This is a genomic window from Quatrionicoccus australiensis (assembly GCF_020510425.1).
Lineage (GTDB): Bacteria > Pseudomonadota > Gammaproteobacteria > Burkholderiales > Rhodocyclaceae > Azonexus > Azonexus australiensis_A.
Window position 1 is genome coordinate 1,685,294 of sequence record NZ_JAHBAH010000001.1, and the last position, 22,295, is coordinate 1,707,588.

14 protein-coding genes are annotated in these 22,295 nt (G+C 65.7%); 3 read left to right on the forward strand and 11 right to left on the reverse strand.

Annotated elements, in window-relative coordinates; translation table 11 throughout:
* Positions 1 to 23: 23 nt before the first annotated feature.
* From KIG99_RS08145 to KIG99_RS08160, 4 genes are all read right to left on the reverse strand, one after another.
* A complete protein-coding gene (locus tag KIG99_RS08145) occupies positions 24 to 2,699 on the reverse strand; it encodes a PD-(D/E)XK nuclease family protein (RefSeq protein ID WP_226459707.1) in 2,676 nt (891 codons plus the stop codon).
* Positions 2,700 to 2,727: 28 nt separating this feature from the next.
* Positions 2,728 to 3,471: a ComEA family DNA-binding protein gene (locus tag KIG99_RS08150; RefSeq protein WP_226459708.1), complete on the reverse strand. Its 744-nt coding sequence runs from the start codon at positions 3,469 to 3,471 to the stop codon at positions 2,728 to 2,730.
* A gap of 57 nt (positions 3,472 to 3,528) precedes the next feature.
* Complete coding sequence (locus tag KIG99_RS08155) at positions 3,529 to 5,721, reverse strand: patatin-like phospholipase family protein (protein WP_226459709.1); 2,193 nt, start codon at positions 5,719 to 5,721, stop codon at positions 3,529 to 3,531.
* Positions 5,722 to 5,785: 64 nt separating this feature from the next.
* The gene (locus tag KIG99_RS08160) at positions 5,786 to 6,448 is read right to left on the reverse strand and encodes an OmpA family protein (RefSeq protein WP_226459710.1); all 663 of its coding nucleotides are present in this window, start codon (positions 6,446 to 6,448) and stop codon (positions 5,786 to 5,788) included.
* A gap of 170 nt (positions 6,449 to 6,618) precedes the next feature.
* Between KIG99_RS08160 and KIG99_RS08165 the strand changes: the two genes are divergently transcribed.
* The 3 genes from KIG99_RS08165 to KIG99_RS08175 are packed head-to-tail and all read left to right on the forward strand — an operon-like array spanning position 6,619 to position 14,035.
* On the forward strand, positions 6,619 to 8,685 hold the full coding sequence (locus KIG99_RS08165) for a site-specific recombinase (protein WP_226459711.1): 2,067 nt from the start codon (positions 6,619 to 6,621) through the stop codon (positions 8,683 to 8,685).
* 9 nt (positions 8,686 to 8,694) lie between these two features.
* Positions 8,695 to 10,380: an autotransporter assembly complex protein TamA gene (locus tag KIG99_RS08170; protein WP_226459712.1), complete on the forward strand. Its 1,686-nt coding sequence runs from the start codon at positions 8,695 to 8,697 to the stop codon at positions 10,378 to 10,380.
* 1 nt (position 10,381) lies between these two features.
* Positions 10,382 to 14,035, forward strand: a complete 3,654-nt coding sequence (locus KIG99_RS08175; RefSeq protein WP_226459713.1) for a translocation/assembly module TamB domain-containing protein — start codon at positions 10,382 to 10,384, stop codon at positions 14,033 to 14,035.
* A 7-nt stretch (positions 14,036 to 14,042) separates the two neighbouring features.
* Here KIG99_RS08175 and KIG99_RS08180 read toward each other — a convergent pair whose 3' ends face one another.
* From KIG99_RS08180 to KIG99_RS08210, 7 genes are all read right to left on the reverse strand, one after another.
* Positions 14,043 to 14,432: a hypothetical protein gene (locus KIG99_RS08180; protein WP_226459714.1), complete on the reverse strand. Its 390-nt coding sequence runs from the start codon at positions 14,430 to 14,432 to the stop codon at positions 14,043 to 14,045.
* A gap of 122 nt (positions 14,433 to 14,554) precedes the next feature.
* Entirely contained in the window at positions 14,555 to 15,898 is a 1,344-nt protein-coding gene (locus tag KIG99_RS08185; RefSeq protein ID WP_226459715.1) for a Fic family protein, read from the reverse strand.
* Between the two features lie 374 nt (positions 15,899 to 16,272).
* Positions 16,273 to 17,385, reverse strand: coding sequence for a phosphoserine transaminase (locus KIG99_RS08190; protein WP_226459716.1), 1,113 nt, complete (start codon positions 17,383 to 17,385; stop codon positions 16,273 to 16,275).
* A gap of 9 nt (positions 17,386 to 17,394) precedes the next feature.
* Positions 17,395 to 18,615 carry an ATP-grasp domain-containing protein gene (locus KIG99_RS08195; protein ID WP_226459717.1) on the reverse strand — a complete coding sequence of 407 codons (1,221 nt, stop codon included), beginning with the start codon at positions 18,613 to 18,615 and terminating at the stop codon, positions 17,395 to 17,397.
* Positions 18,616 to 19,023: 408 nt separating this feature from the next.
* Positions 19,024 to 20,175, reverse strand: coding sequence for a GGDEF domain-containing protein (locus KIG99_RS08200; protein ID WP_226459718.1), 1,152 nt, complete (start codon positions 20,173 to 20,175; stop codon positions 19,024 to 19,026).
* Between the two features lie 64 nt (positions 20,176 to 20,239).
* On the reverse strand, positions 20,240 to 21,553 hold the full coding sequence (gene hflX / locus KIG99_RS08205; RefSeq protein ID WP_226459719.1) for a GTPase HflX: 1,314 nt from the start codon (positions 21,551 to 21,553) through the stop codon (positions 20,240 to 20,242).
* Positions 21,554 to 21,812: 259 nt separating this feature from the next.
* Positions 21,813 to 22,286, reverse strand: a complete 474-nt coding sequence (locus tag KIG99_RS08210; RefSeq protein ID WP_226459720.1) for a DUF2059 domain-containing protein — start codon at positions 22,284 to 22,286, stop codon at positions 21,813 to 21,815.
* Between the last annotated feature and the right edge of the window lie 9 nt (positions 22,287 to 22,295).

The following is a 22,295-nucleotide window of genomic DNA, read 5'->3' on the forward strand; positions in this document are numbered from 1 at the left end:
GATTTGAGAGAGCGGCCGCCGCATCATGCCTCCACCGCATGCCGCGCCGCCGCGAGCAGCCGGCGCCGTTCGGGCAGGCGCAGCAGGGGCAGGACTTCGCAGTATTGCAGGGCCTTTTCGTCGGCGAAGACGACGCCGGCGCGACCGGCTTTCACTTCGCGGGCGACGGCGTGCAGCGCCTCGCGCCAGTGGGTGATGACGGCGATCCAGTCGGGGAATTCGGCCGGGTCGAAGACCTTCTGTTTTTCGTCGCCGATGCCCTGGACGCCGGGCAGAATGTCCTTTGCGTCGGCCACACCGGCAAAGGCGGGCTTGTCGGGCAGGACCTTGGCGAAGACGACGGCGGCGACGTCTTCATTGACCAGCGCGGCGTAGATCGGCAGTTGCGGCTCGGTGATGCGGGCCGCGGCCCAGTTCTTGAAATCGATGGCGGCGCCGGTCTTGTAGTCGATGATGATCTGGCGGCCGTCGGCCAGGCGGTCGATACGGTCGACGATCATTTTGACGCGGATTTCCTCGATCTCGACGATCGCCTCTTCCTCGCAGGCGATGACTTCGAAAGCGACGCCGCGTTTGGCCTCGAGCGCCAGCCAGACGGCGAGCAGCTTTTCCAGGCGCGCCGCTTCCAGTTCGCGGAAACGGGCCGGCAAAGTCAGGCGGCGTTCCAGTTCGAAATGCGTCAGCGCCTGCTGGACGGCGGCGGCGACCGCGGCGCGCTGGCCGCTTTCGCCGAGCGCGGCCAAGGCATCGGAACTGCGCACTTCCGACCAGAAGGCTTCGAGCGCTTCGTGCACCAGCGTGCCGCGCGCCGCCGGGTCGAGGCCTTCGACCGCTTCGTCGAGCGCCGCGCCGCCGAGGCGGAACTGGTAATAGGCCCAGGCCGGGCAGATCGCCTGGGCGCGCAGCAGCCAACTGCCGCCGGCCACCTTTTCGCCCTCGCCGACCGGCGGCGCGGCGTGGTCGGCCAGTTGTTCGAGATCGGCGCCGGCCGTCGCTGCCTGCTGTCGCGCCAGGCTGGGCGGCAGTTGCGGGCAGGCGTCGCCTTCCGGCAGGCCGGCAAGCAGCGGGCTCGGCCGACGCACGCGGTTGCCGTCGGCGCGCGCCCAGGAATAATTGACCACGGGCGCGGCAAGTGCCAGGCGGGCCTGGACGCGCGTCGCGAAATCGAGCTCGACCTCGGCGCTGGCGTGCGCCGCTCCCGCGGCGCGCAGCGCCTCGACCGGGAGCAGAGGATTGGGCCGCGGCGGCGGCGGCCACAGGTCGTCGTTCATGCCCATGACCCACAGCGCATCGAAGCCGAGGCCGGCGCTTTCGAGCACGCCGAGCACCTGGATCGCCGGCTGGCCGCGCGTTTCCGGCTGGAAGATGCGCTGCCGGCAGAGCTGGCTGAGGCGGCGCACCGCTTCGCTCTGAGTCAGCGGCCCGAGCAGCGCGTCGAAGCGGCCGAAGCCGTCGAGCACTTCACCGAAGGCGCGCCGCGCCTGGAATTCGTGGCTGGACAATTCGCGCTCGCCGGGCCAGTCGACCGCCTGCAAGGCCTGCCGGAAGGTGAGCGCCCACTGACCGGCCAACTGGCGGCGCGGCGCGTTGCCGGCCGCTTCAACGAAAGCCTGCAGCGCCGCCGTGCTGCGCGGGCAGAGCGCCGGTTCCTGCTCCGCCAGGCGCTCGGCCAGCCGGAGCAAGGCCGGCAAGGTCGTGAAATACGGCAGGTCGCGGCGCAGCGCGGCATCGAGGCGGGCACGGCCGTCGGCTTCCATTTCGGCGGCCGACCAGCCGCCGCCGAGCAGCAAGGCCGAAAGACGGGATTGTTCGAGCTTGGCGCGGCCGCTGCCGAGCGCCAGCAAGTCGAGGCCGGTGCGGATCAGCGGCAGGTCGGCCAGGGCCCGGCCGAGCGAGAAGTTGAAACGACGCGGCGTTTCAGCCGCCTCGGGGCGAATCAGCGCCGGATGCAGCAGATCGTCGAGCATGAATTCGAGGCGGTCGCGCACGCTGGCCAGATCGGGCGCGACGATGCCGAGGCGAGCCGCCGGGTTGGCCGCCAGTTGCTCGCCGGCCCAGGCGGCGACGGCGGCGCATTCGGCGCTGCTGTCGGCGGCGGCGAAAACCTGTTGTTCGCTGCGGTCGACCGGATTTTTCGGGGCATTTTCAACTGCGCAGCCACGCGCCGCGAGCGCTGCCATCAGGCGCTTTTCGAGCGGCGTGTAGCGGTCGAAACCGGCAAACGCGACGCTGGCCGGCAGAGCGAAATGACCGGCCTCGATCAGGCCGATCACCTGCAACTGCAGGCCGGCCAGGTCGATCCAGCCGCCGGCGCGGCAGCGCTTGAGAAACTCCGCCTGCCAGCCGGCAAACAGGCGCGCCTCGTCGGACTGCGCGCCAGCCGGGTCGATCTGCCAGATGCGCGCCAGAGCCTGCGCTTCGACCGCCGAAGCGGCCATGCCCTGAATGTCGAAGAGCGGTGCCGCGGCATCGTCCAGCCCGGCAGCGATCACCGCCTCCCAGAGCAGGCGTTCGGCGAAGGGATCGAGCGCCAGCGGCAGTTCGGCGATGCCACAGAGCAGCGCCTCGTCGGCAAGCTGCGCCAGCCACTGACCGACAGTCAGCGCCTGCGGCGTCAGCCATACCGCGGCATCAGCCGGGCGCTGGCTGCGCCGGGTCTGGGCGAGGCGGGTGGTGGCGCAGAGCAGCAACGAACTCATGTTGAAAATTGGAAAAGGCCGAAAAAAGTCAGTTGACCGCTGCCGGCCGCGCCGGAGCGGCGGGACGCGCTGGCGCCGCCGGATGGGCCGGCGCAGCACCGGCGGGTGCGACTGGATGCGCCGGCGGCGCGACCGAAGCCGGCTTGCCCGGCATGGCGGGACGGGCCGGCGCCGCAGGGGCAGCCGGTTTGGCAATGCTCGGTGCCGAGCTTGCCGGCGCGGCTTGCGCCTTGCCGGGCATCGCCGGGCGGGCCGGAGCGGCGGACTGCGGCGCGGGAGCGGCCATGCTGCCCGGTTCGGCAGCCTTGCCCGGCTGGGCGGGGCGAGCCGGGGCGGCCGGGCGCGGTGCTTCAGCGGCAACCGTGGCCGGTACGGCCGGCCGGCTGCCGGCCTGCGGCATCGCCGGGCGGGCTGGCGCCGGGGCGCTGCGCGGCATGACCGGGGCGAGACTGGGTTCGCTGCGCGGCGGCGGCACGGGTGCCAGCTCGCGCCGGGCCGGGGCAGGCGTTGCCGCAGCGGGATTGACCGTTACGTCGCGGCGCAGGCCCTGCAATGTACTTTCGCCGATACCGGGCACCTGGCGCAGGTCGCTGACCGACTTGAACGGGCCATGCTGGCGCCGGTAATCGACAATCGCCTGCGCCTTGGCCGGGCCGATGCCCTTCAGGCCGTCAAGCTCTTCGACACCGGCGCTGTTGAGATCGACACGGGCCAGTGCCAGACCGGTCCACAGCAGGCCGGCGGCCAGAATCATCAGGAAACGTGCACGCATGAATTTCTCCGGGAAACAGTAAGGCAGCAGTATGCCAGCCGGCCGCCCCGACCGCAGTCAGGGCTTGCCGACGAAGAGGAAAATATTGGACACCTTGCTCGTCGAGTAGCCGAAACCCAGGTAGGCCGGACCAAGCGGCGTTTGCCCGCCGAAATAGAGGGAGAACGAGTCGAGCAGGCCATTGCGCTGCGTCTCGGTGTAGCGCGTGCCGACCTGCGCCGCCTCGATCGCGATCCCGACCCGCATGTCGCCGCGCAGGCCGAGCGGCAGGCTGCCGACGATCTGTTCGGCGCGCAGGCCGGCGTAGAGGATGTCGTCACCCATGATCTGGTTCGGCGCGTAAGCGCTCAGGTTGAGGAAACCGCCCAGGCGCGCCGCGTCGAATACCGGCAGGCGGCCCTGCGGCGAACCGGTGTAACTGACGCGGCCGTTGAACACGGTGCCGCCCAGCGCGTAGGCGGCGCTCAGGTCAAGGTCGGCCCGCGCATAGCCGGCGCTCGCCGAATCGAAGTAACTCGCCTTCGCCGCCCAGCCGCGGGTCGGGAAATACATGCGGTCGAACTGATCGAAATCGAGCGCAGCCTTCCAGCCACCGAAACGCGATTCAGCCGAGGGCAAAGAAGGCGCGCCAATGTCGCGGTCGAAACGCCGCTTGTGCACCTCCCAACCCAGGCTGACCTGGCCGAGCAGACCAATGTTGGCGCCGATGGCGAGACCGAGCTGGTTGTTGGTTTGCCGGTACTGCGCGATGCGCTGATCGTCTTCATAAATATTCAAGCGCGACTGCTCGATGCTGCCCGTCGTCTCGATGAAGTAGCGCTGCCGCACATCGAGCGGCTGGTGAAAACTGGCAGCAACCCGGTTGGTCGAGCCAATATCGCCGGTCACCAGCAGTTCGCCGCCCAGGGAATTCAGCCAGGTCTTGTGATAACCGAGGCGCAGTCCGAAGGTCGAGCCCTGGCTGTTGTCGGCATTGAGATTGACGGCAAAACGCAGGTAATCCGGCCCCCAGCTCTTTTCCACCGGCATGACGCGCAGAATGGTGCGCTCACGCTGGCTGAGCACGGTGTAATCGACCCGCTCGTAATAGCCGTCGCCGTACATGCGCAACAGGTCGCGATTGATTTCGGACGGCCGGATGGTCTGCCCCGGCTCGACATGCAGGTGGCGCTCGACCATCGCCGAATTGACCCGGCCGAGACCGACGATCTCGACCGCGTCGATGCGCGGCGAGACGCGGCTGGCCACTTCGATGCCCTTCCACCACGTGGCGTAGGCCGGCGCATCAAGCGCCAGGCGGGCCAGTTGTGGTGCCATGGCTTCGGCGGCGGCGCGGCCGCGATCGGCGATCTCGCCGTTGCGCGAGAAGTCGCCGGCGGTAAAGCCCTGCAGGTCGGGCTTGATGTAGATGTCGCCAGATTTCAGCGTGGCCAGCGAGCGGCTGACGTTCTGTTCGGTCAGGATATTGACCATCTGTGCCGAGACGGTGAGCAGCGAACCGACCTCCTCGGGCTTGAGCAGCGGCGAGCCGACATTGACCACGATCACCACGTCGGCCTGGCAGCGCTCGCGCGCCTCGCCGATCGGCACGTTGTCGACCAAGCCGCCATCGACCAGCTTGCGCCCCTTGTCATCGTGCGGCGCGAGCAGGCCGGGCACCGACATGCTGGCGCGCATCGCGCTGCTGAGCGGCCCGTCACGGAAGACGACGCGCTCGCCGGTGCCGATGTCGGTGGCGATGATCGACAGCGGCAGCGGCAACTCCTCGATGCTGCGCTCGCCCTGATTGGCGCGCACCAGATGGTTGAAGAAGAGCTTGATCTTCTGGCCGGCGACGACGCCCGGCTGGTAGCGCACGCCATCGGCCGTGACGCCGGATTCGGAACCGGGCAGGAAGTTGCGCGACACCAGCTTGTTGCGGTAACTCATCTCCGAGTATTCCGGATTGTCGACAAACATGTCGTTCCAGTCCGCCCGCGCCAGGTTGTCGCGCATCACGCCGGGCGCCATGCCGGCCGCGTAGGAGCCGGCGACCAGCGCCCCCATGCTGGTGCCGGCCACGCAATCGACCGGCACGCGCAGTTTCTCCAGCACTTCGAGCACGCCGATATGCGCCGCACCGCGCGCCCCGCCGCCGCCCAGCACCAGGCCGATGCGCGGCCGGGGCGGCGCATCGCTCGCCTGGGCGAGACTTGCACCGGCAAGCAGGCAGAAGATCAGGGAACGAAGGAGGCGATGACTGGCAAACATGCGAGGAAATCCATGGTCATAAAAAAGCCCCGCGGCGCGGGGCTTTTGCTGAAGCGTCGGCAGCTTACTTGGTGCCGATGACTTCGATGTCAACGCGACGATCCGGCTGCAGGCAGTCGATCAGAGCCTTGGTCTTGGCATTGCCCTTGCACTTGTCGCCGGTAACCGGTTGCTTTTCGCCCTTGCCTTCGGTGTAAACACGGTTGGCTTCGATACCCTTGGCAACCAGGTATTCCTTGACGGCAGCAGCGCGCTTTTCCGACAGCTTCTGGTTGTAGGCATCACCACCGATACGGTCGGTGTGGCCAACGGCCAGGATCACTTCGAGCTTGATGGCCTTGGACTTGGCAACGACGTCGTCGAGCTTGGCCTTGCCTTCGGGGCGCAGGACAGCCTTGTTGAAGTCGAACAGGGCGTCGGCAGCGACGGTGATCTTTTCACCGGACGGCTTCACACCGGCAACGGCCGGAGCAGCAGCGGCGCCCTTGGCGGCCGGGGCGGCACAGGCTTCAGCCGGCAGCAGGTCCTTGTCGCATTCGCAACCGGCCTTGTCCTTGGCGGCAGCAGCCGGGGTCCAGTAGCCATCACGCCAGCACAGGCCGAAACCGCTCTTGACGACGGTGTCGCGTTGGTCGATGGCGTAAACACGTTCCTGGGCAACAGCAGAGAAGCCGATGCCGGCCAGCAGGGCGAAAACGAGTGAATTCTTGGCGATGTTCTTGATCATAAGATTATCCCGGTGAGTGAATTTAGACGGCGTATTGTAAGCCGAAACGACCATTCTCCATGACGCTTTGTTATTGCCTGAGCGCGGTAACGCGCCGTTACCCCCTTTTTCGGTCGGTCCGCTAAGATCGGGGCATACTCATCCGGCACAAGAATGGAAATCCGCGCCCAATGGCTGCACTGAGCAAACTTTTCCGCGGCCTGTTTGCCCCCCGGCCCGATCCTGACCTCGCCCTCGAACGCGCCCTCGTCGCCTTTCTCGACCCCGCGGCCGAGCCGCTCGAACTGGTGCGTCGCCTGGTCGCCGCCCTGCGCCCGCAAGGGCACGGCGATAGCGGCCATGTCGAACGCCACGCACGCCTGCTGCAACGCCTGGAGGACGACGCCGAACTGCGCGCCGCGGTGATCGGCCATCTTGTGCACTTCGTCGCCAGCCGCCGGCTGATGACCTTTTTCACCGACAGCGGCATCCTGCCCGGCACCGGCTTTTTCTCGGAGTGGTGGCGCATCCTCGGCAATCGCATCCTGCCGGAAGTGCCCGACGAGCGCCGCCTCAAGGATTGCCTGCACATCATTTATGAACGCAGCGACGACTGGCGCTGGCTGGAACAGATCCCGCCCGAACTCGGCGAGCGCTTCTGGGCGCTGCTCGCGCCGTCGCGCGAATTGCGTCGCGTGGACTGGCGCGCCATCCAGGAACAGATGCTCGATGCCGTGCTGCTGCTCGCTCACCGGGTCAGCGGCCTCGGCGTCGAGAGCGAGCTGATGCGCGCCTCGCCCGGCTTCGATGACGACCGGCCACGCTTCATCGCCCTCTCGGCGGAAGCGCTCGATTTCGCCAACGGCCTGCGCGCCGCGCTCGACGATCCGGACCAACCCGGCGACGACGGCAGCCAGTTGCTGGTCATCGCCGACCAGTGCCTGGACACCCTGCAGCGCATCCGCAAGCGCGCGCTCACGGTCGGCACCAGCCTGCACCTGACCTACATCCTGACGCGCAGCGAGCAGAGCCTGCGGCGCCTGCACGAGCTGGTCGCCATTTTGACCGCCGCCGGCACGTCGACCGGTCGCCATGCCGCGCTCGACGCCTGGGCAGAATTCGCCGGCGCGGCGCTGCTCGCCGAGAACCGGCGCAACAGCCTGCGCTATTACCTGAGCCAGTTGTCCAGCCTGCTCGCTGTGCGCATCACCGAAAACGCCGCGCATTCGGGCGAGCACTACATCTGCGAGACCGCTGCCGACTACCGCGGCATGTGGCGTTCGGCGGCCGGCGCCGGCGTGCTGATCGGCGGCATGGCGCTGCTCAAGATCTTCACCGCCGGGCTGCACGCACCGCTCTTCGTCGAGGCCTTCCTGTTCAGCATGATCTACGGCCTCGGCTTCGTCGTCATCTTCCTGCTCGGCATGACTGTCGCCACCAAGCAGCCGGCGATGACGGCGCAGACGCTGGCCGGCCTGCTCGGCGATCTCAAGCCGAACCGCAGCGCCGATCTCGAACGCATGGTCGATGTCGTCGCCGCGGTCAGCCGCAGCCAGCTGGCGGCGATTGCCGGCAACGTCATGATCGCGCTGCCGGTCGCCATCGCGCTCGGCGCCGGACTCGGCGGACTGCTCGGTACGCCGGTGATCAGCACGGACAAAGGCGCCCACCTGCTGGCCGATCTCGATCTCCTGAGCTGGGCCCTGCCGCACGCGGCGATTGCCGGTTTCTACCTGTTCCTGTCCGGCCTGATCACCGGCTATTTCGACAACCAGGCGGCCTATGCCGACGTCGGCCGGCGCATCGGCCGCCTGCGCTGGCTCAAGCACCTCGCCGGCGAGGCGCGCGCGACACGTGTCGGCGACTACATCCAGGAACGCCTGGGCGGCATCATGGGCAACTTCCTGTTCGGCTGCATGCTCGGTTCGACCGGCGTCATCGGCACCATCCTCGGCCTGCCGCTCGACATTCGCCACATCGCCTTTTCGTCGGCCAACCTCGGCTACGCGCTGGTCGGCTTCCAGTTCGAACTGCCCTTGCAGGCGGTGTTCTGGGCGGCACTCGGCATTGCCGCGATCGGCCTGACCAATCTCGCGGTCAGCTTTGCGCTGGCGCTGCGCACCGCGCTCGGTGCCCGTCGCATCCAGTTCGGCCACTGGGGTCTGCTGTTGCGCGCCATCGGCCGCCGTTTCCGGCGCCAGCCGCGCAGTTTCCTGTTGCCGCCACGGCCAGCGGTCGACACCGCGCCAGGCGGGTAAACTGGCGGCGTGCCGATTCCGAATTTCCGTCGCCTGCTGCCGCCGCTCCTGCTCGCCCTTGCCCTGCCGGCCGGGGCGAATGAGCTTGTGCTGCAGGCGCCGGACGCCATCGAGCGCCTGCTCCGCCCGTGGTTGCCGGAAGAAGCCGGCAGCAGCCTGAAACTGCAGGCCCAGCTCGGCGAGATCCTCGCCACCGAGGGTTATTTCGCGCCGCAATTCGAATTCAGCGAGAGCGACAATGAATTGCGCCTGCAACTCGATTCCGGCCCACGTACGACCATCAGCCAAGTCGCCCTGACGGTCGACGGCCCGGTCGAGGCCAAAGCCCTCGCCGCCCTGCGCGCCGACTGGCGCCTGCCGGTCGGCCAGCCCTTTCGTCAGGAAGACTGGAACGAAGCCAAGCAGCAGGTGCTGGCCGAGCTGCTCGCGGTCGAGCATGCCGACGCCAAGCTGCTCGACAGCCAGGCCGAGATCGATGCCGAGAGCCACCAGGCGCAACTGCGCGCGCATTACGACGCCGGGCCGCGCTATCGTTTCGGCGCCTTGCGCGTCGAGGGCCTGCAGCGCTACACGCCGGAACTGGTCGAGCGCTACAACCGCAGCGTGCACGCCGGCCAGCCCTACCGTGAAGCGCAGTTGAACGCCTTGCAGACAACGTTGCTCGCGACGCCCTACTTCGCCTCGGTGCAGGCGACGCTGGACACCGCCGAGGCCAGCGTCACCGACGGCATCGCCACGGCCCCGGTCGTCGTCCACGTGCGCGAGCGGGCGCCGCACCGCGTCGCCTTCGGCGTCGGTTTCAGCTCTAACACCGGCGCCCGCGTCGAAGCCAATTACCACACGCCGGACGCCTTCAACCGCGCCTGGGAATTCGACAGCGGCCTGCGCCTGGAGCAGAAGAAGCAGACCGCCTACGCCGACATTTTCCTGCCGCCGAGCGAGCGCCAGCACCGCAACAGCTTCGGCCTGATGCTGGAAAACACCGACATCCAGAGCCTGCGCACCAGCCGCTACGCCTTCGGCGCGCAGGACGTGCAGCAGCGCGGCCGCCTCGAACAGCGCACGTCGCTGAGCTGGCAGACGGAAAGACGCGAGCCGGAAGGCGCCGCCGAAAGTACCAGCCAGGCGCTGGTGCCCAACGTGATGTGGACCTGGCGCCGCGTCGACAGCGTGCTCGACCCGCACGAAGGTCTCGTCCTCCAGGGCCAGGTCGGCGGCGGCGCCAAGGCGGCGCTGTCGGACCGCAACTTCGTCCGCCTGCACGGGCGCTACCAGCAGTTCATCCCGCTCGGCCGGCAGGACACGCTGACCCTGCGCGGCGAAATCGGCTACACCGTCGCCGACTCGCGCCAGGGCATCCCGCAGGATTACCTGTTCCGCACCGGCGGTACCGGCTCGGTGCGCGGCTACGCCTACCAGAGCCTGGGCATCCGCGAAGGCAACGCCGTGGTCGGCGGCCGCTACCTCGCCATCGCCAGCGCCGAAGTCACGCACTGGCTGAGCGATAGCTGGGGCATCGCCGCCTTCGTCGATGCCGGCGATGCGGTCGACGCCCTGGAAAACCTCAAAATGGCCGTCGGCTACGGCCTCGGCGCGCGCTGGCGCAGCCCGGCCGGGCCGATCGGCGCCGATCTCGCCTATGGCGAACGCACCGGCAGCGTACAACTGCATTTTTCGCTGGCGATTCCGTTCTGACATGAAGCTGCTGCCCAAATCCCGCACGCTGCTCGCCGGCCTCGCCACGCTGGGTGCACTGTGCGGCGGCGCGGCCTGGCTGACGGCCAGCGAAAGCGGCCTGCAGACGCTGAGCGAACTGGCAAGCGGCGCCAGCGGCGGTCAATTGCACATCGAACAGGCCAGCGGCCGCCTGCTCGGCCCGCTCACACTCGGCCAGGTGCGCTGGACCAGCCCGACGCTGCAAGTCGACATCGACGGCCTGCACCTGGACTGGTCGCCGACCGAGCTGCTGCACGGCCATCTGCGGATCGGCGAACTGCGCATCGAACGCCTGCACATCACCAGCGCCGCGAGCAGCACGCCGCCGACGCTGCCGACCGACCTCAGCCTGCCGCTATCGGTCGACCTCGAAAAAACAGCGATTTCCCGCCTCGAATACGGCAACCTGCTGCTCGTGCGCGATCTTGCCGGCCGCCTGCACAGCGACGGACTCAAGCACGCCCTCGACGACCTGCGCGCCACGCTCGGCGACGCGACCCTGAGCGGCCACGCCAAACTGGCCGGCACGGCACCCTTCGCGCTGGAGGCCAGCGCCGCGATTGCTGGCCAACTGGAAAAACACGCCCTGGCGCTCAGCCTGCAGGCGAGCGGCCCGCTGGAAAAAATCGCCCTCGCCGCCGTTGCCGAAAGCGGCATCAGCGGGCGTGCCGACGCCGTGCTGACGCCGTTCGGAAAAACTGCCTTCGCCAGCGCCCGGATCGCCATCGACGACTTCGACCCGGCCGCCTGGCAAACCGGCGCACCGAGCGCCCGCTTTGCCCTGCGCGCCGACCTCAAGCCGGACGCGTCCGGCATCGGCGGCCGCTTCTCGCTCGCCAACCGCATTCCCGGCCCGCTCGACCAGCAGCGCCTGCCGCTCGAACGGCTCGACGGTCGACTCGTCTGGCAGGACGAAATTGCCCGCCTCGACGCCCTGCACGCGACGCTGCCCGGCAAGGGCGAGTTGAACGGCAGCGGCCGCTGGCAGGCCGGCACTTTGCACCTCGAGTTGCAGGCGAGCCGCCTCGATGCGGCGCAACTGGTCGCCGCCCTGCGGGCTACACAATTGAACGGCCCGATTTCAGCCAATATCGACGCCAACCGGCAAAGCCTGCAGCTCGACCTCAAGGACACACGTTTCGCCATCCGCGCCGAGGCCAGCCAGGCAGCCGGCGCAATCGACCTGACCAGCCTCGAACTGAGCAGCGGCCCGGCCCGCCTCAAGGCGCGCGGCAAGCTGGCGCTCGGCAAGGAGATGGCCTTCGGCGGCGACGGCGAGCTTGAGCAGTTCGACCCGAGCCGCTTCGCACAAGTCACGCCGGCGCGCATCAACGCGCGCTTTGCAGCGAGCGGCAAGCTGCAGCCGCAGCCGCAGGTAGATGGCCATTTCGAACTCAAGGACTCACTGTGGGCCGGCCAGCCGCTGACCGGCCAGGGCCAGCTGAAGATAGCCTGGCCGCAGGTGCCGCTGGCCGAAATTCACCTCCAGGCCGGCGTCAACCGCCTGGACACGCACGGCGCCTTCGGCCGCCCCGGCGACCGCCTGCAAATCGAGCTCGACGCGCCGCAACTCGGCCCCTACGGCATTGACGGCGGCGCCAGCGGCCACTTCGAACTGGCCGGCACGCCGCAGCAGCTGCAACTCGCCGCCCGCCTGCAAGCCGCCCGCCTCGGTCTGCCCGGCCGCGTCCGGGTCAGCGGCCTCAAGCTCGACGCCACGGCCGGCGGCGGCGCCAATGCCCCGCTCAAGCTCGACCTTGCCGCCAGCACGCTGGAAACGCCGGAGCGCCCCGCCCTGCTCCGCCAGTTGCGCATCCAGATCAACGGCAACCGGCTGGCGCACCGCCTGAACGCCAGCGCCGACCTCGCCGGCAAGAACCACCTGCTGCTCGAACTCGCCGGCGGCCTGCCCGAGACTACCGGTGCCCTAAGCTGGCGCGGCCAGCTCGAACAGGCCAGCCTGCTCGCCGCCGACCCGGCGCGCAATGTCCGCCTGGTCGCGCCGGCGCCGCTGCAACTCGCTGCCGAGCGCTGGCATCTTGGCCCGGCCAGGCTGGCCGGCGAACCGCTCGACTGGCAGGCGACGCTGGATGTCGGCGCCGATGCGAAACAACTGGCCGCCAACCTGCAGGCGCGCGGCTCGCGCGTCGGCCGGATCGACGCCCAGTTGAACGCCGGCATGCAGGGCGCCTGGGCGCTCAACCGGCAGGCCGCCTGGCAGGGCAAACTGAATAGCGAAATCGCCGACCTCGCCTGGCTGGGCGAACTGATCGGCGAGCAATGGCGCACCGGCGGGCGTTTCAGCGGCGAACTCAAGCTCGCCGGCACGCCTGACAAACCCATCGCCAGCGGCCGTTTCCGCGGCAGCGAGCTGGCCCTGCGCCTGCCCGAACAAGGCCTCAACCTGAATCGCGGCGAGCTTGCCGTCGATCTCGACAACAACCTGCTGCGCGTCGGCAAGCTCGGCTTCGACAGCGTGCTGCAGGCGGCGCCGCGCCCCCTGCAACTCTCCGGGCGCGGCGATCTGGCGGCATTGACCGGCAAGCCCGGTCGCCTCGAAATCACCGGCGAAATGCAGGTCGACCGCCCAGCCGGCGCCGAGCATGCCTTCCTCGACGTGCATCTCGACCGCCTCGGTGCCTGGCAACTGCCCGACCAGTGGGTCAGCGTTTCCGGCAGCGGCCGCCTGAGCTGGCAGGACGGCACGCTCGGCGCCAAGGGCAAGCTCGCGGTCGATGCCGGCTACTGGCAACTGGCACGCAGCGGCGCGCCGCGTCTCTCCGACGATGTCGTCGTGCGCCGTGCCGGCCAGGAAAAAGCCAACACCAGCCTGCGCCCGAAGCTCGATCTCGACGTCAGCACCGAGCTCGGCGACAACTTCCTGTTCTCCGGCGCCGGCCTCAACACGCGGCTGTCCGGCGACATCCGCCTGCGCGCCAGCGGCCGCGACCTGCCGCGCGCCAGCGGCACGATCCGCACCCGCGCCGGGCGTTTCGAGGCCTACGGCCAGCAACTCGCCATCGAGCGCGGCATCCTGACTTTCCAGGGCCTGCCCGACAACCCCGCGCTCGACGTGCGCGCCGTGCGCCAGGGCCTGTCCGTCGAGCCCGGCGTGCATATCACCGGCACGGCGCAGCGCCCGGTCATCAAGCTGATCTCCGACCCCGAACTGCCCGACTCGGAAAAACTCGCCTGGCTGGTCCTCGGCCACGGCCCGGAGCAGATGGGCGCCGGCGACGCGACGGTGCTGCTCTCGGCGGCCGGCGGCCTGCTCGGCAACGATTCGGGCAATGTCGTGCAGCAATTGAAGAAGAATTTCGGTTTCGATGAGCTCGGTGTGCGCACCGGCCAGATCGGCGACAACGGCAGCCGCCAGCAGATCAGCCGCGTCGCCGCCGGCACCTTCGACAGCACGGCCAGCACCGGCGCGCAGATTTTCAGCGTCGGCAAACGCCTGTCATCGAATGCCATGCTCTCCTACGAACAGGCGCTGGGCAAGGCGGAAAGCGTCGTCAAGCTGACCATCAGCCTGAGCCGGCAGATCTCGGTAATCGGCCGCGCCGGCAGCGACAACGCGGTCGACCTGTTCTACACGCTGACTTTCGGGCGCCCGGACAAAGCGGGCGCGCCTTAGGCGAAACTTACTTGCACAGCTTGGCGCTGTACTCGAGCTTGCCGATGAAGGTACTGTCGCGGCTGCTGTACTGGTACTGGACGTCGTACAGGTTGATCAGCTGCCGCTGCTGCGGATTGGTGCACCAGCTCGCCAGTTGCGCCGGGCGCAATGAGTCGAGCGCCGTCTGGCTGACCTGCCCCTTGTCGACGTCGAGCAGGTAAATGTAGGTCAGCACGACATTGCGACCCTGCGGCAAACACGCCGTCGTCTTCCACAAGGTGATCTTGTCGACCTGCATCGGCGTCATCTTGTTCAGCTCGGATGCCAATGCATTGCAGTCCTGCAAGGGAGTTGCCCGGGCAACACCGGAAGCGAACACGCAAAAAAGAAACAACCCCTGGATGATTCTGGACATCGGCGCCGCCTGATCGGTTGATGACAAGGAGATCGGATTGTACTGCGCCGGATAAAACCGGCGCCAGCCGCTAGCGGCTGGCGGCCCGGAAGTCGGCCAGGAAGCCTACGAACAGGCGCTTGTTAATCGGCAAGATCGGCGATGGTTTTCCGAAGATTTTGCGGTGCCTGGAACAAAAAACTTTTGCCGATTTTTTGCTTGTCGAGCAGCCCAAGCTCGCTCAAACCCAATAGATCGGAACGTGCCGTTTGGTACACAACGGCATGGCTGCGTTGATGCCCGTCAATTTTATAAACTTCCCCCGGATATTTGAGAGCATGCGTCAAAAGCGCCAATTGACGATGATTAAGCCGATTTCTCAGCTTTCCCGAGCCGACCAGGAGGCGTTCCATCGATTTCTGCTCGGAGACCTTGCGCGCCAGGTACTCATGCAAGCCTTGAATGGCATTGCGCATGACCTCCAGTTGATGAATCAGGAAATACGTCGTGTCGTTTCCATCCGTTTCCGTATGAAGATAGGAGCGCACGTATTTACCTGGCGCCTTCCGCAAGTAATGCGAAATCGAAACGAATTCCATCAACCAATAGCCGCTACGCACAATTGCCCAGTAGAACAAAGCCCGTGCCGTTCGCCCGTTACCGTCAACAAACGGGTGATCGTAGCCGATCATGAAATGCAACAAGATCGCGCGCAGGACCGGATGTACGAAAGGCTTGGTGTTTTCATCCGCATTGGCAAAAGCACATAGCTTCTCGAGGCGTGCGCCAAGTTCCGTATGGCTGGGCGGCTGGTGAATGATGGTGCCGTCGCGATTGTCCGCGACATGGACATCGTCGCTCATCCGTAAGCGGCCAGCACCGGCAGGATCATCCAGAGTGCCCTCGGTCAGAATACGATGCAGTTCAAGAATCCGGCTTGGCGTAATCGGCTCATTCCTGATTTCCCTGATCAGCTCCATGGCGTGAAAATTGTTGAAAATCATGCATTCGCTGTGATCTCGGGGTTTCCTGCCCTCGCGCAACATGGCTTCAGCCACCTGGCGCGTTGTTGCGGCTCCTTCCATCTGGCTGGAAGTAATCGCTTCTTCGGCCATGGACTGGAAAAGATATCGGTCCCGGTTCTCCGAAGTCGTCACTTCAGCCGCAGACTGTATTTGTCCCGCTGCATCCTTATCGATGTGATGCAAGTGAATCAGGACATCTTCGGGAGTGGCGATCTGGAATGGTTTGCCTGCTTTGTCTAGTAGCGGCAAGGATTGAAGCATCCCGGTCCGGGCCAGTTTGAGCGCAGCCCACCACAGTTCGGACGTCATTCCCTCGGGAGGAGCACGATGCCGAAGCTGGTCCCAGTGCAAATAGGCCCCCTCCACGGTTGGCGTGCTGGCAGCGTAGAGGTGTCTGAACAACTCGGGCTTCAAGCTGAGAAGAAGCACGTCAATATCAGGCGGGGTGAGAGGGATTTTCATTTTTTACTAAACTGACGGCGAATTAGTATGACCGAGTTTAGAGCCCCTTTCATATCAATGTCTACTAAACACAGCAGCAATTAGTAGATCGATATTTTCTTCTGATAGCCCGCAGGTGAACGAGAGCCTGCCGGCTCCATCAGCAATCATCTACTAATTCTCAACCGCATTAGTAGATTATTAGTAAATATTGTGTTTGTTTGAGCGGCGAAAACCGGGATCGGGTGAATTTGGCTATTACCGCCCCATCTCAACCCGATTTCAATTTTGGCCATTTTTCCCGGTTGACCGTAGCCGAGCGTGCAGACACTGCAAAGCCTTGAACACAGGAACAAGGTGATGCATAGCGCGCCGGATAAAACCGGCGCCACCCGCTAGCGGTGCGCCGCGCTGAAATCGGCCATGAAACCGGCGAGTTGCTCGACCGCCGGCAACTGCAGGCCGTTGTAGAGCGAGGCGCGGATACCGCCGATGCTGCGGTGCCCGGCCAGGCCGGAGAAGCCGGCGGCCAACGCGGCGCTGACGAATTCGTGCTCCAGTGCAGGGGTCGGCAGGTTGAAGGCGACATTCATCAGCGAGCGATCGCCGCTTGCCGCCCGGCCGTGGTAGAAACCGTCGCTGTCGTCGAGTGCACCGTAGAGCAGCTCCGCCTTGCGGCGATTGATCCTGTCCATCGCCGCGAGACCGCCGATTTCGTCGCGCAGCCAGCGGCTGATCAGCAGCACGACGTAGATGGCAAACACCGGCGGCGTGTTGAGGATGGAATGCGCTGCGCCTTGCGCGCGGTAGTCGAGAAAGCCCGGCAGATTGTCCGGTGCAGCCGCGAACAGATCCTTGCGATGGACGACCACGGTAACGCCGGCCGGCCCGATGTTTTTCTGGGCATGCGCGTAGATCAGCGAAAAACGCTTGAAATCACCCGGCGCCGAGAGAAAGTCGGACGACATGTCGCAGATGCGCGGCACGCGGTCGCCGCCGAGCACGCGATGGAACTGCAGGCCTTCGACCGTTTCGTTGGAAACGTAATGCAGATAGGGCGCATCCGGCTGCAGATCGAGTTCGGCATCGCCCGGCAGTTGTGCAAAGCCGCAGGACTCGCCGCTCCAGGCGACCCGCACCGGCCCGACCCGGCGTGCCTCGGGCAGCGCCTTGCCGCTCCAGTAGCCGGTATGCAGGTAATCCGCCGGCCGTTCGGCGCCGGCCAGCAGGCTCATCGGCAGCATGGAAAACTGCTGCGTCGCGCCGCCCTGCAAAAAGAGCACGCGGTAATTCGTGTCCAGGCCCATCAGGCTCAGGATGTTGGCTTCCAGTTCGGCGACGACGGCGGCAAACCAGTCGGAACGATGACTGATGCCGAGTATCGACAGCCCGACGCCGGGCACGGCAATGATCGCCTCCTGCACCTGCTGCAGGACGCTCTCCGGCAGCACGCCGGGGCCGCCGGAGAAATTCAGGCGATTCAGCGGGTTTGCGGGTATCAGATCCATCGGCAGGTCTCAGGCGACATGCGCCGGGCGGGCGCGGTACAGGCCGTACAGGTAATTTTCGAAAGCGCGTTTGACCTTGCCCATGTGTTCCTGCTTGTAGGGGAAGAGGTCAACCGGGTCCATGGCGTGAACCACCATGGCATGGCCGATCTCGAAGACCAGCAAGGCGCCATCCGCCGTTTCGGCACAATCGATGCACAAGTAGTCGAGTTGCGAACGCTGCCAGATCGCCTCAAGCGCCTCGCCATGCCGCTCGGCAAAGGCCGCGAAAGCAACCATGAAAACTTCTTCCTCGGCGCGCTTGGCGGCATCGGCGTACATGCCGGCATTCAGGTAGTGAATCATCCAGTTCGTCGAAATGCCCATGTGACAGGCAAACGGCTGACCGTCGATGAGCGCGATCCGGAACTTGCGGAACACGCCATTCGCATCGCTGTAGTCGATGAAGCGCGACAGATAGAAACCGACATCCGGCACGGCTTCGAGATAGCGGGCGACACCCGCCAGATCGTCGATGCGCACCAGATCGCGGCCGGCGTGCGAGCCGACCGGACGCAGGATGATCGGCAAGCGGCAAGCGGCAAATACCTCGTCCAGGTTTGCCTCGCCGGCGAGCATGGCGAGCAGGAAATCGCGGCTGACCTCGCGGGTTGGCGGCATGAGCAGACCGGGCACGCCCTGCAGCAGATCGCTGGCCGCGCGGCGCTCGGTATTCGGAATATGTTCCGGCGCATTGATCACCGGCCGGAACCAGTTGCGCAAGCGGGCAGCCAGCAGTTTCAGCACGGCCAGGTTCTCCGCCCCCTCGCCGATCGCCACCAGCACCGCATCGTGCGCCGGCAGCTCGGCCGGCAAGGGCTGCTCCAGTGTGGCGTAATGACAGATCAGGTCGATGTCGCAATCTTCGAGCAGGCAGTCGAGCGGCGTGTTTGCGGCGATGTCGCCCGCCACCATCAGCAGCAGCAAACGCAAGCGAGCCGGCTGCCGGACGGCAGGCAGCAAGTAGGTCTGACGCATCAGCAGCGCCTGCGCCTGGATCGCCAGGCCGGTTTCGCGCTGCCCTATGGCAAAAAAGACGGTCGCCAGATTCATCCACAGAGGCGCGTTGTCCTGCTCGTCGTTAGCCTGCGCCAGCAAGGCCTGTGCAATCGGGCGCAGGTCGCCGCCGGCGAGGTTCAGGCGCAGAAATGGCGCCAGGCCGCGAAAGGCGGTCGCAAATTGCTGGATCATGTCGCGGCAAGTATCGATGAATTGGGTTCGCTTGAGGTCAGACGCAAGGGCAAATCGCATCGCCCCCGACGTGGGCGCCGATATTACCGTATTGCCCGGCCAGAGAGGAAAGCCGGCGGGCGAACATCTCCGGTCGAAAGCCGGACCGCAAGGTGATTCCAGCAGACCGACGGCCCCCGGGCCGGGCTCGCGACCGATACAAGATGCCGCAGCAGGCGGCCGATCGGGCATTCGCGACAGTTTCCAGGACAGCGGACCAGCTGCGCTTCCCCGCCTACCTGCCCGCGACGGATTTACCTAAATTAACACCTGGCAGCAGAAGCATGAGCGCGGCTTGCGAGCGGTGAAACACAGTAAAGAGCCAGCGATGATTCGCCAGACACCAACGCTCGCGCGGTCAAATCCCCCCTACCCCACCACCCGGTTGCGCCCGCTTTCCTTGGCCTGGTAAAGCTTCTCGTCGGCCATCGCGAGCAGCGCTTCGATACTGGCCGGTTGCCCCGGCGCGCCCTGGCTGACCGCGACACCAAGACTGACGGTGTACGCGGGCAGGCTCTTGTTTGGCCGTTTCTGGATTTCCTTGCGGATGCGTTCGGCGACCTGGCGCGCTTCGGCGAGGCCGGTGTCGGGCAGCAGGATGACGAATTCCTCACCGCCGAAGCGGGCCAGCACGTCAGGCAGGCGCAGCATCTGGCCGGTGCGCTGGCAGAAGTCCTTGATCACCAGATCGCCGACATGGTGGCCGTGCGTGTCGTTCACCTTCTTGAAGAAATCGATATCGGCGGCAATCGCCGCGAGCGGCTGGCGCGAGCGCTTGCCGCGCGCCCATTCGAGTTCGGCGCGGCTGAAGAAGGCACGCCGGTTGAGGGCACCGGTCATCGGGTCGCGCGTCGCCATGAATTCGAGTTCGACGCGCAGGCGCTCGTTGGCGAGCAGGATCAGGCCGATCGACAGGCCGAGCACGCCGAGCGAGAAGAAGCCGAGGTAGACCTGCTGGATCAGGCTGTGGTCGAACAGGTCGTCGGTCAGGTCGACGACGGCCGGCAGCGTCGCGATGCGATACAGCGCGACGAGCAGGCCGAGCAGGAAGAAGCCGCTCAGGAAGCGGCTGCCGAAGCCCTGCGGCGGCGCGCGCCAGGCGAGGAAGGCGCCGGCCGCGGAGAAGACGATATGGGCCAGGGCCATGACGAACAAGCGGCCCTGGTAATGCTGCGAGCCGTAGGTCAGCCAGACGATGACCAGGACCAGCGCGCCGAGGATGTCGAGCGCCGGCCGCCAGTGGATGGCGCGCCCGCTGTAGCGGCGCAGGCCGACGATGAGCAGCAGTTGCCCGAACAGGAACATGGCGCTGGCGACAACCACGGTGAAGAAACTCGGCAGGTTGCCGCGCAGGCAGGCCAGTCCCGAGGCGCAGGCGATCAGCGCGACCGCTTTCGCCCAGTCGCCGAGGCCTTCGATTTCGCCGGGAAAGCTGCGTGCCTGCACGGCAAGCACCATGGCGCAGAGCAGGCCGAGCAGGCTGGCGGTGAACAGGAAACTGCGGGGATCGATGAATTCCATGCGGCAGTGGAGCGAGTGTTAAGGAGACTGGCAGGGCAAAACGGTTTTGCCCCGCCGCCAGCGGTCAACCGCCGGAAATGCCCGAAAATGCTTCGCGCAGACGTTCGATGGCGGCCGGCTCGCCGCGCACCTTGAACAAGGCACCGGCTTCGTCGGCGCTTTCGCCGAGCACTTCGCAGGCGGCGTAGATGTCCTTGCGCAGTTGCTGCGCCGACCAGGGCAGGAAGAGTTCGGCCTCGATCAGGTCCTTCTGGAAGAAGGCGATGATGGCCAGGCGCAGTTGCGCGACCTCTTCCGGCCGGCGCGCGCTCATCACGACACAACCCGGATAGCGCGTGCGCAGTTCGGCCTCGCACGCGGCCTGGGCGACGGCATCGCCGACGTGGTCGATCTTGTTGAAGATGCGCAGGCGCGGCAGGGTATCGGCCTCGATTTCGGCCAGCACGTGATCGGTGACTTCGAGCTGACGCTCGAAACCGGGATCGCTGGCGTCGATGACATGCAGCAGCAGACCGGCATCGAGCGCTTCGTCCAGCGTCGACTTGAAGGACGCGACGAGGCCGTGCGGCAGGTTCTTGATGAAGCCGACGGTGTCGCTGACCAGCACGCGCGGCACGCTTTCCGGATGCAGGGTGCGCACCGTGGTGTCGAGCGTCGCGAACAGCTTGTTGGCAACCAGCACCTCGCTACCGGTCAACGCCCGCATCAGCGTCGATTTGCCGGCATTGGTGTAGCCGACCAGCGCAACGCTGGCCAGGCCCTGGCGTTCGTGGCGCCGGGCGCGCTGCGTCTTGCGCTCGGCTTCCATGGCGACGATTTCGAGCTGCAATTCGGCGATGCGGTCGCGGATCTTGCGCCGGTCGAGTTCGGTATGCGATTCACCGGCGCCGCGGCCGCCGACCCCGCTGCGCTGCCGGCCCTGCGGCCCGGCCAGCTTGGCGGCTTCGCGCAGGCGCGGTGCCATGTAGCCGAGGCGGGCGATTTCGACCTGCGCCTTGGCGGCACGCGAACGCGCGTTGTTGTGGAAAATCTCGAGGATGACCATGGTGCGGTCCATGACGCCGCAGCCGGTTTCCTTCTCCAGATTGCGCGCCTGCGACGGCGAGATTTCATGATCGACAAGAATGGCCTCGATCTCGCACTCGGCTTCGTGCGCCGCGTAATGCTCGATTTCCTGGCGCTTGCCGATCCCGAGATAACCCGTCGTATCAAAACTGGCCCGCTTCTGGATGAAGGTGCGCACCACGGTGTAGCCCAGCGTCTTGGCCAACTCGCGCAACTCGGCCAGCGAGGCCTCGAATTCGATGTCGCTGACGTGCGGCAACTGGACGGACGCCGCAACGGCGTAGACGGGCTTCTCTTTGACTTCGGTTTGCATTCCTGGCGGGCTACTTTCTTTTTGGCGAAGGCGGATAGTAACCGGGTTCGTTGTTGGGGGTCAGGATGGGGGAGGAAAGAGGACGACCAGGAAAAGAAAAAGGCACCCGCAGGTGCTGACAGCTGAGTCAGCTATCGACCCTAAGCGGAAGTAGCTAGACTGAGAAAGCAGCCCTTCAACGTTGGAGATTAGGAGCGACACCCGGCATACTGGGGCGCGCCCTCTCGAATAAAGGGTTGGGCGTCAGCTGTGCCCGACTCTAGAAATCTCGACAAATCTTGTGAAGACTGCCGCGGTCAAAGAAACCTAGTTGTTGATTTACTGCTTTACACGCCTCGCGCATGATCGGCTTCAACATTTTTTGAGTTGCTTCTGTTTCGAAATTAATACGAAGGTATTTCTTGCCGGCTGATGACTCGACAAAGGCACTTAGCTCGCGGAGCTCTTCCACGGTAAGTTCACTGCGAAGATTTTCAGCAAGAATTCGAGTGATACTTTCTCTGCTGAATGCTTTGCTAACCTCCGCACTAAGCGCCTTTGCTGCATTCTCAGTTGCACCGTTATTTCGAATTACGTTTTCCATGTTAGCAATAACGAAAGGCATAGATGACTCTGTGGTTTTCCAAGAGTGCTCTGTTATCGCATTCGCTGCAATTGCCGCGTCGTCTTGGGTTTGCGCAAAAACAATAACTCCATAGACAAGCAGCATGAAGCTCAGCACAAGTTTCTTCATCGATTCACT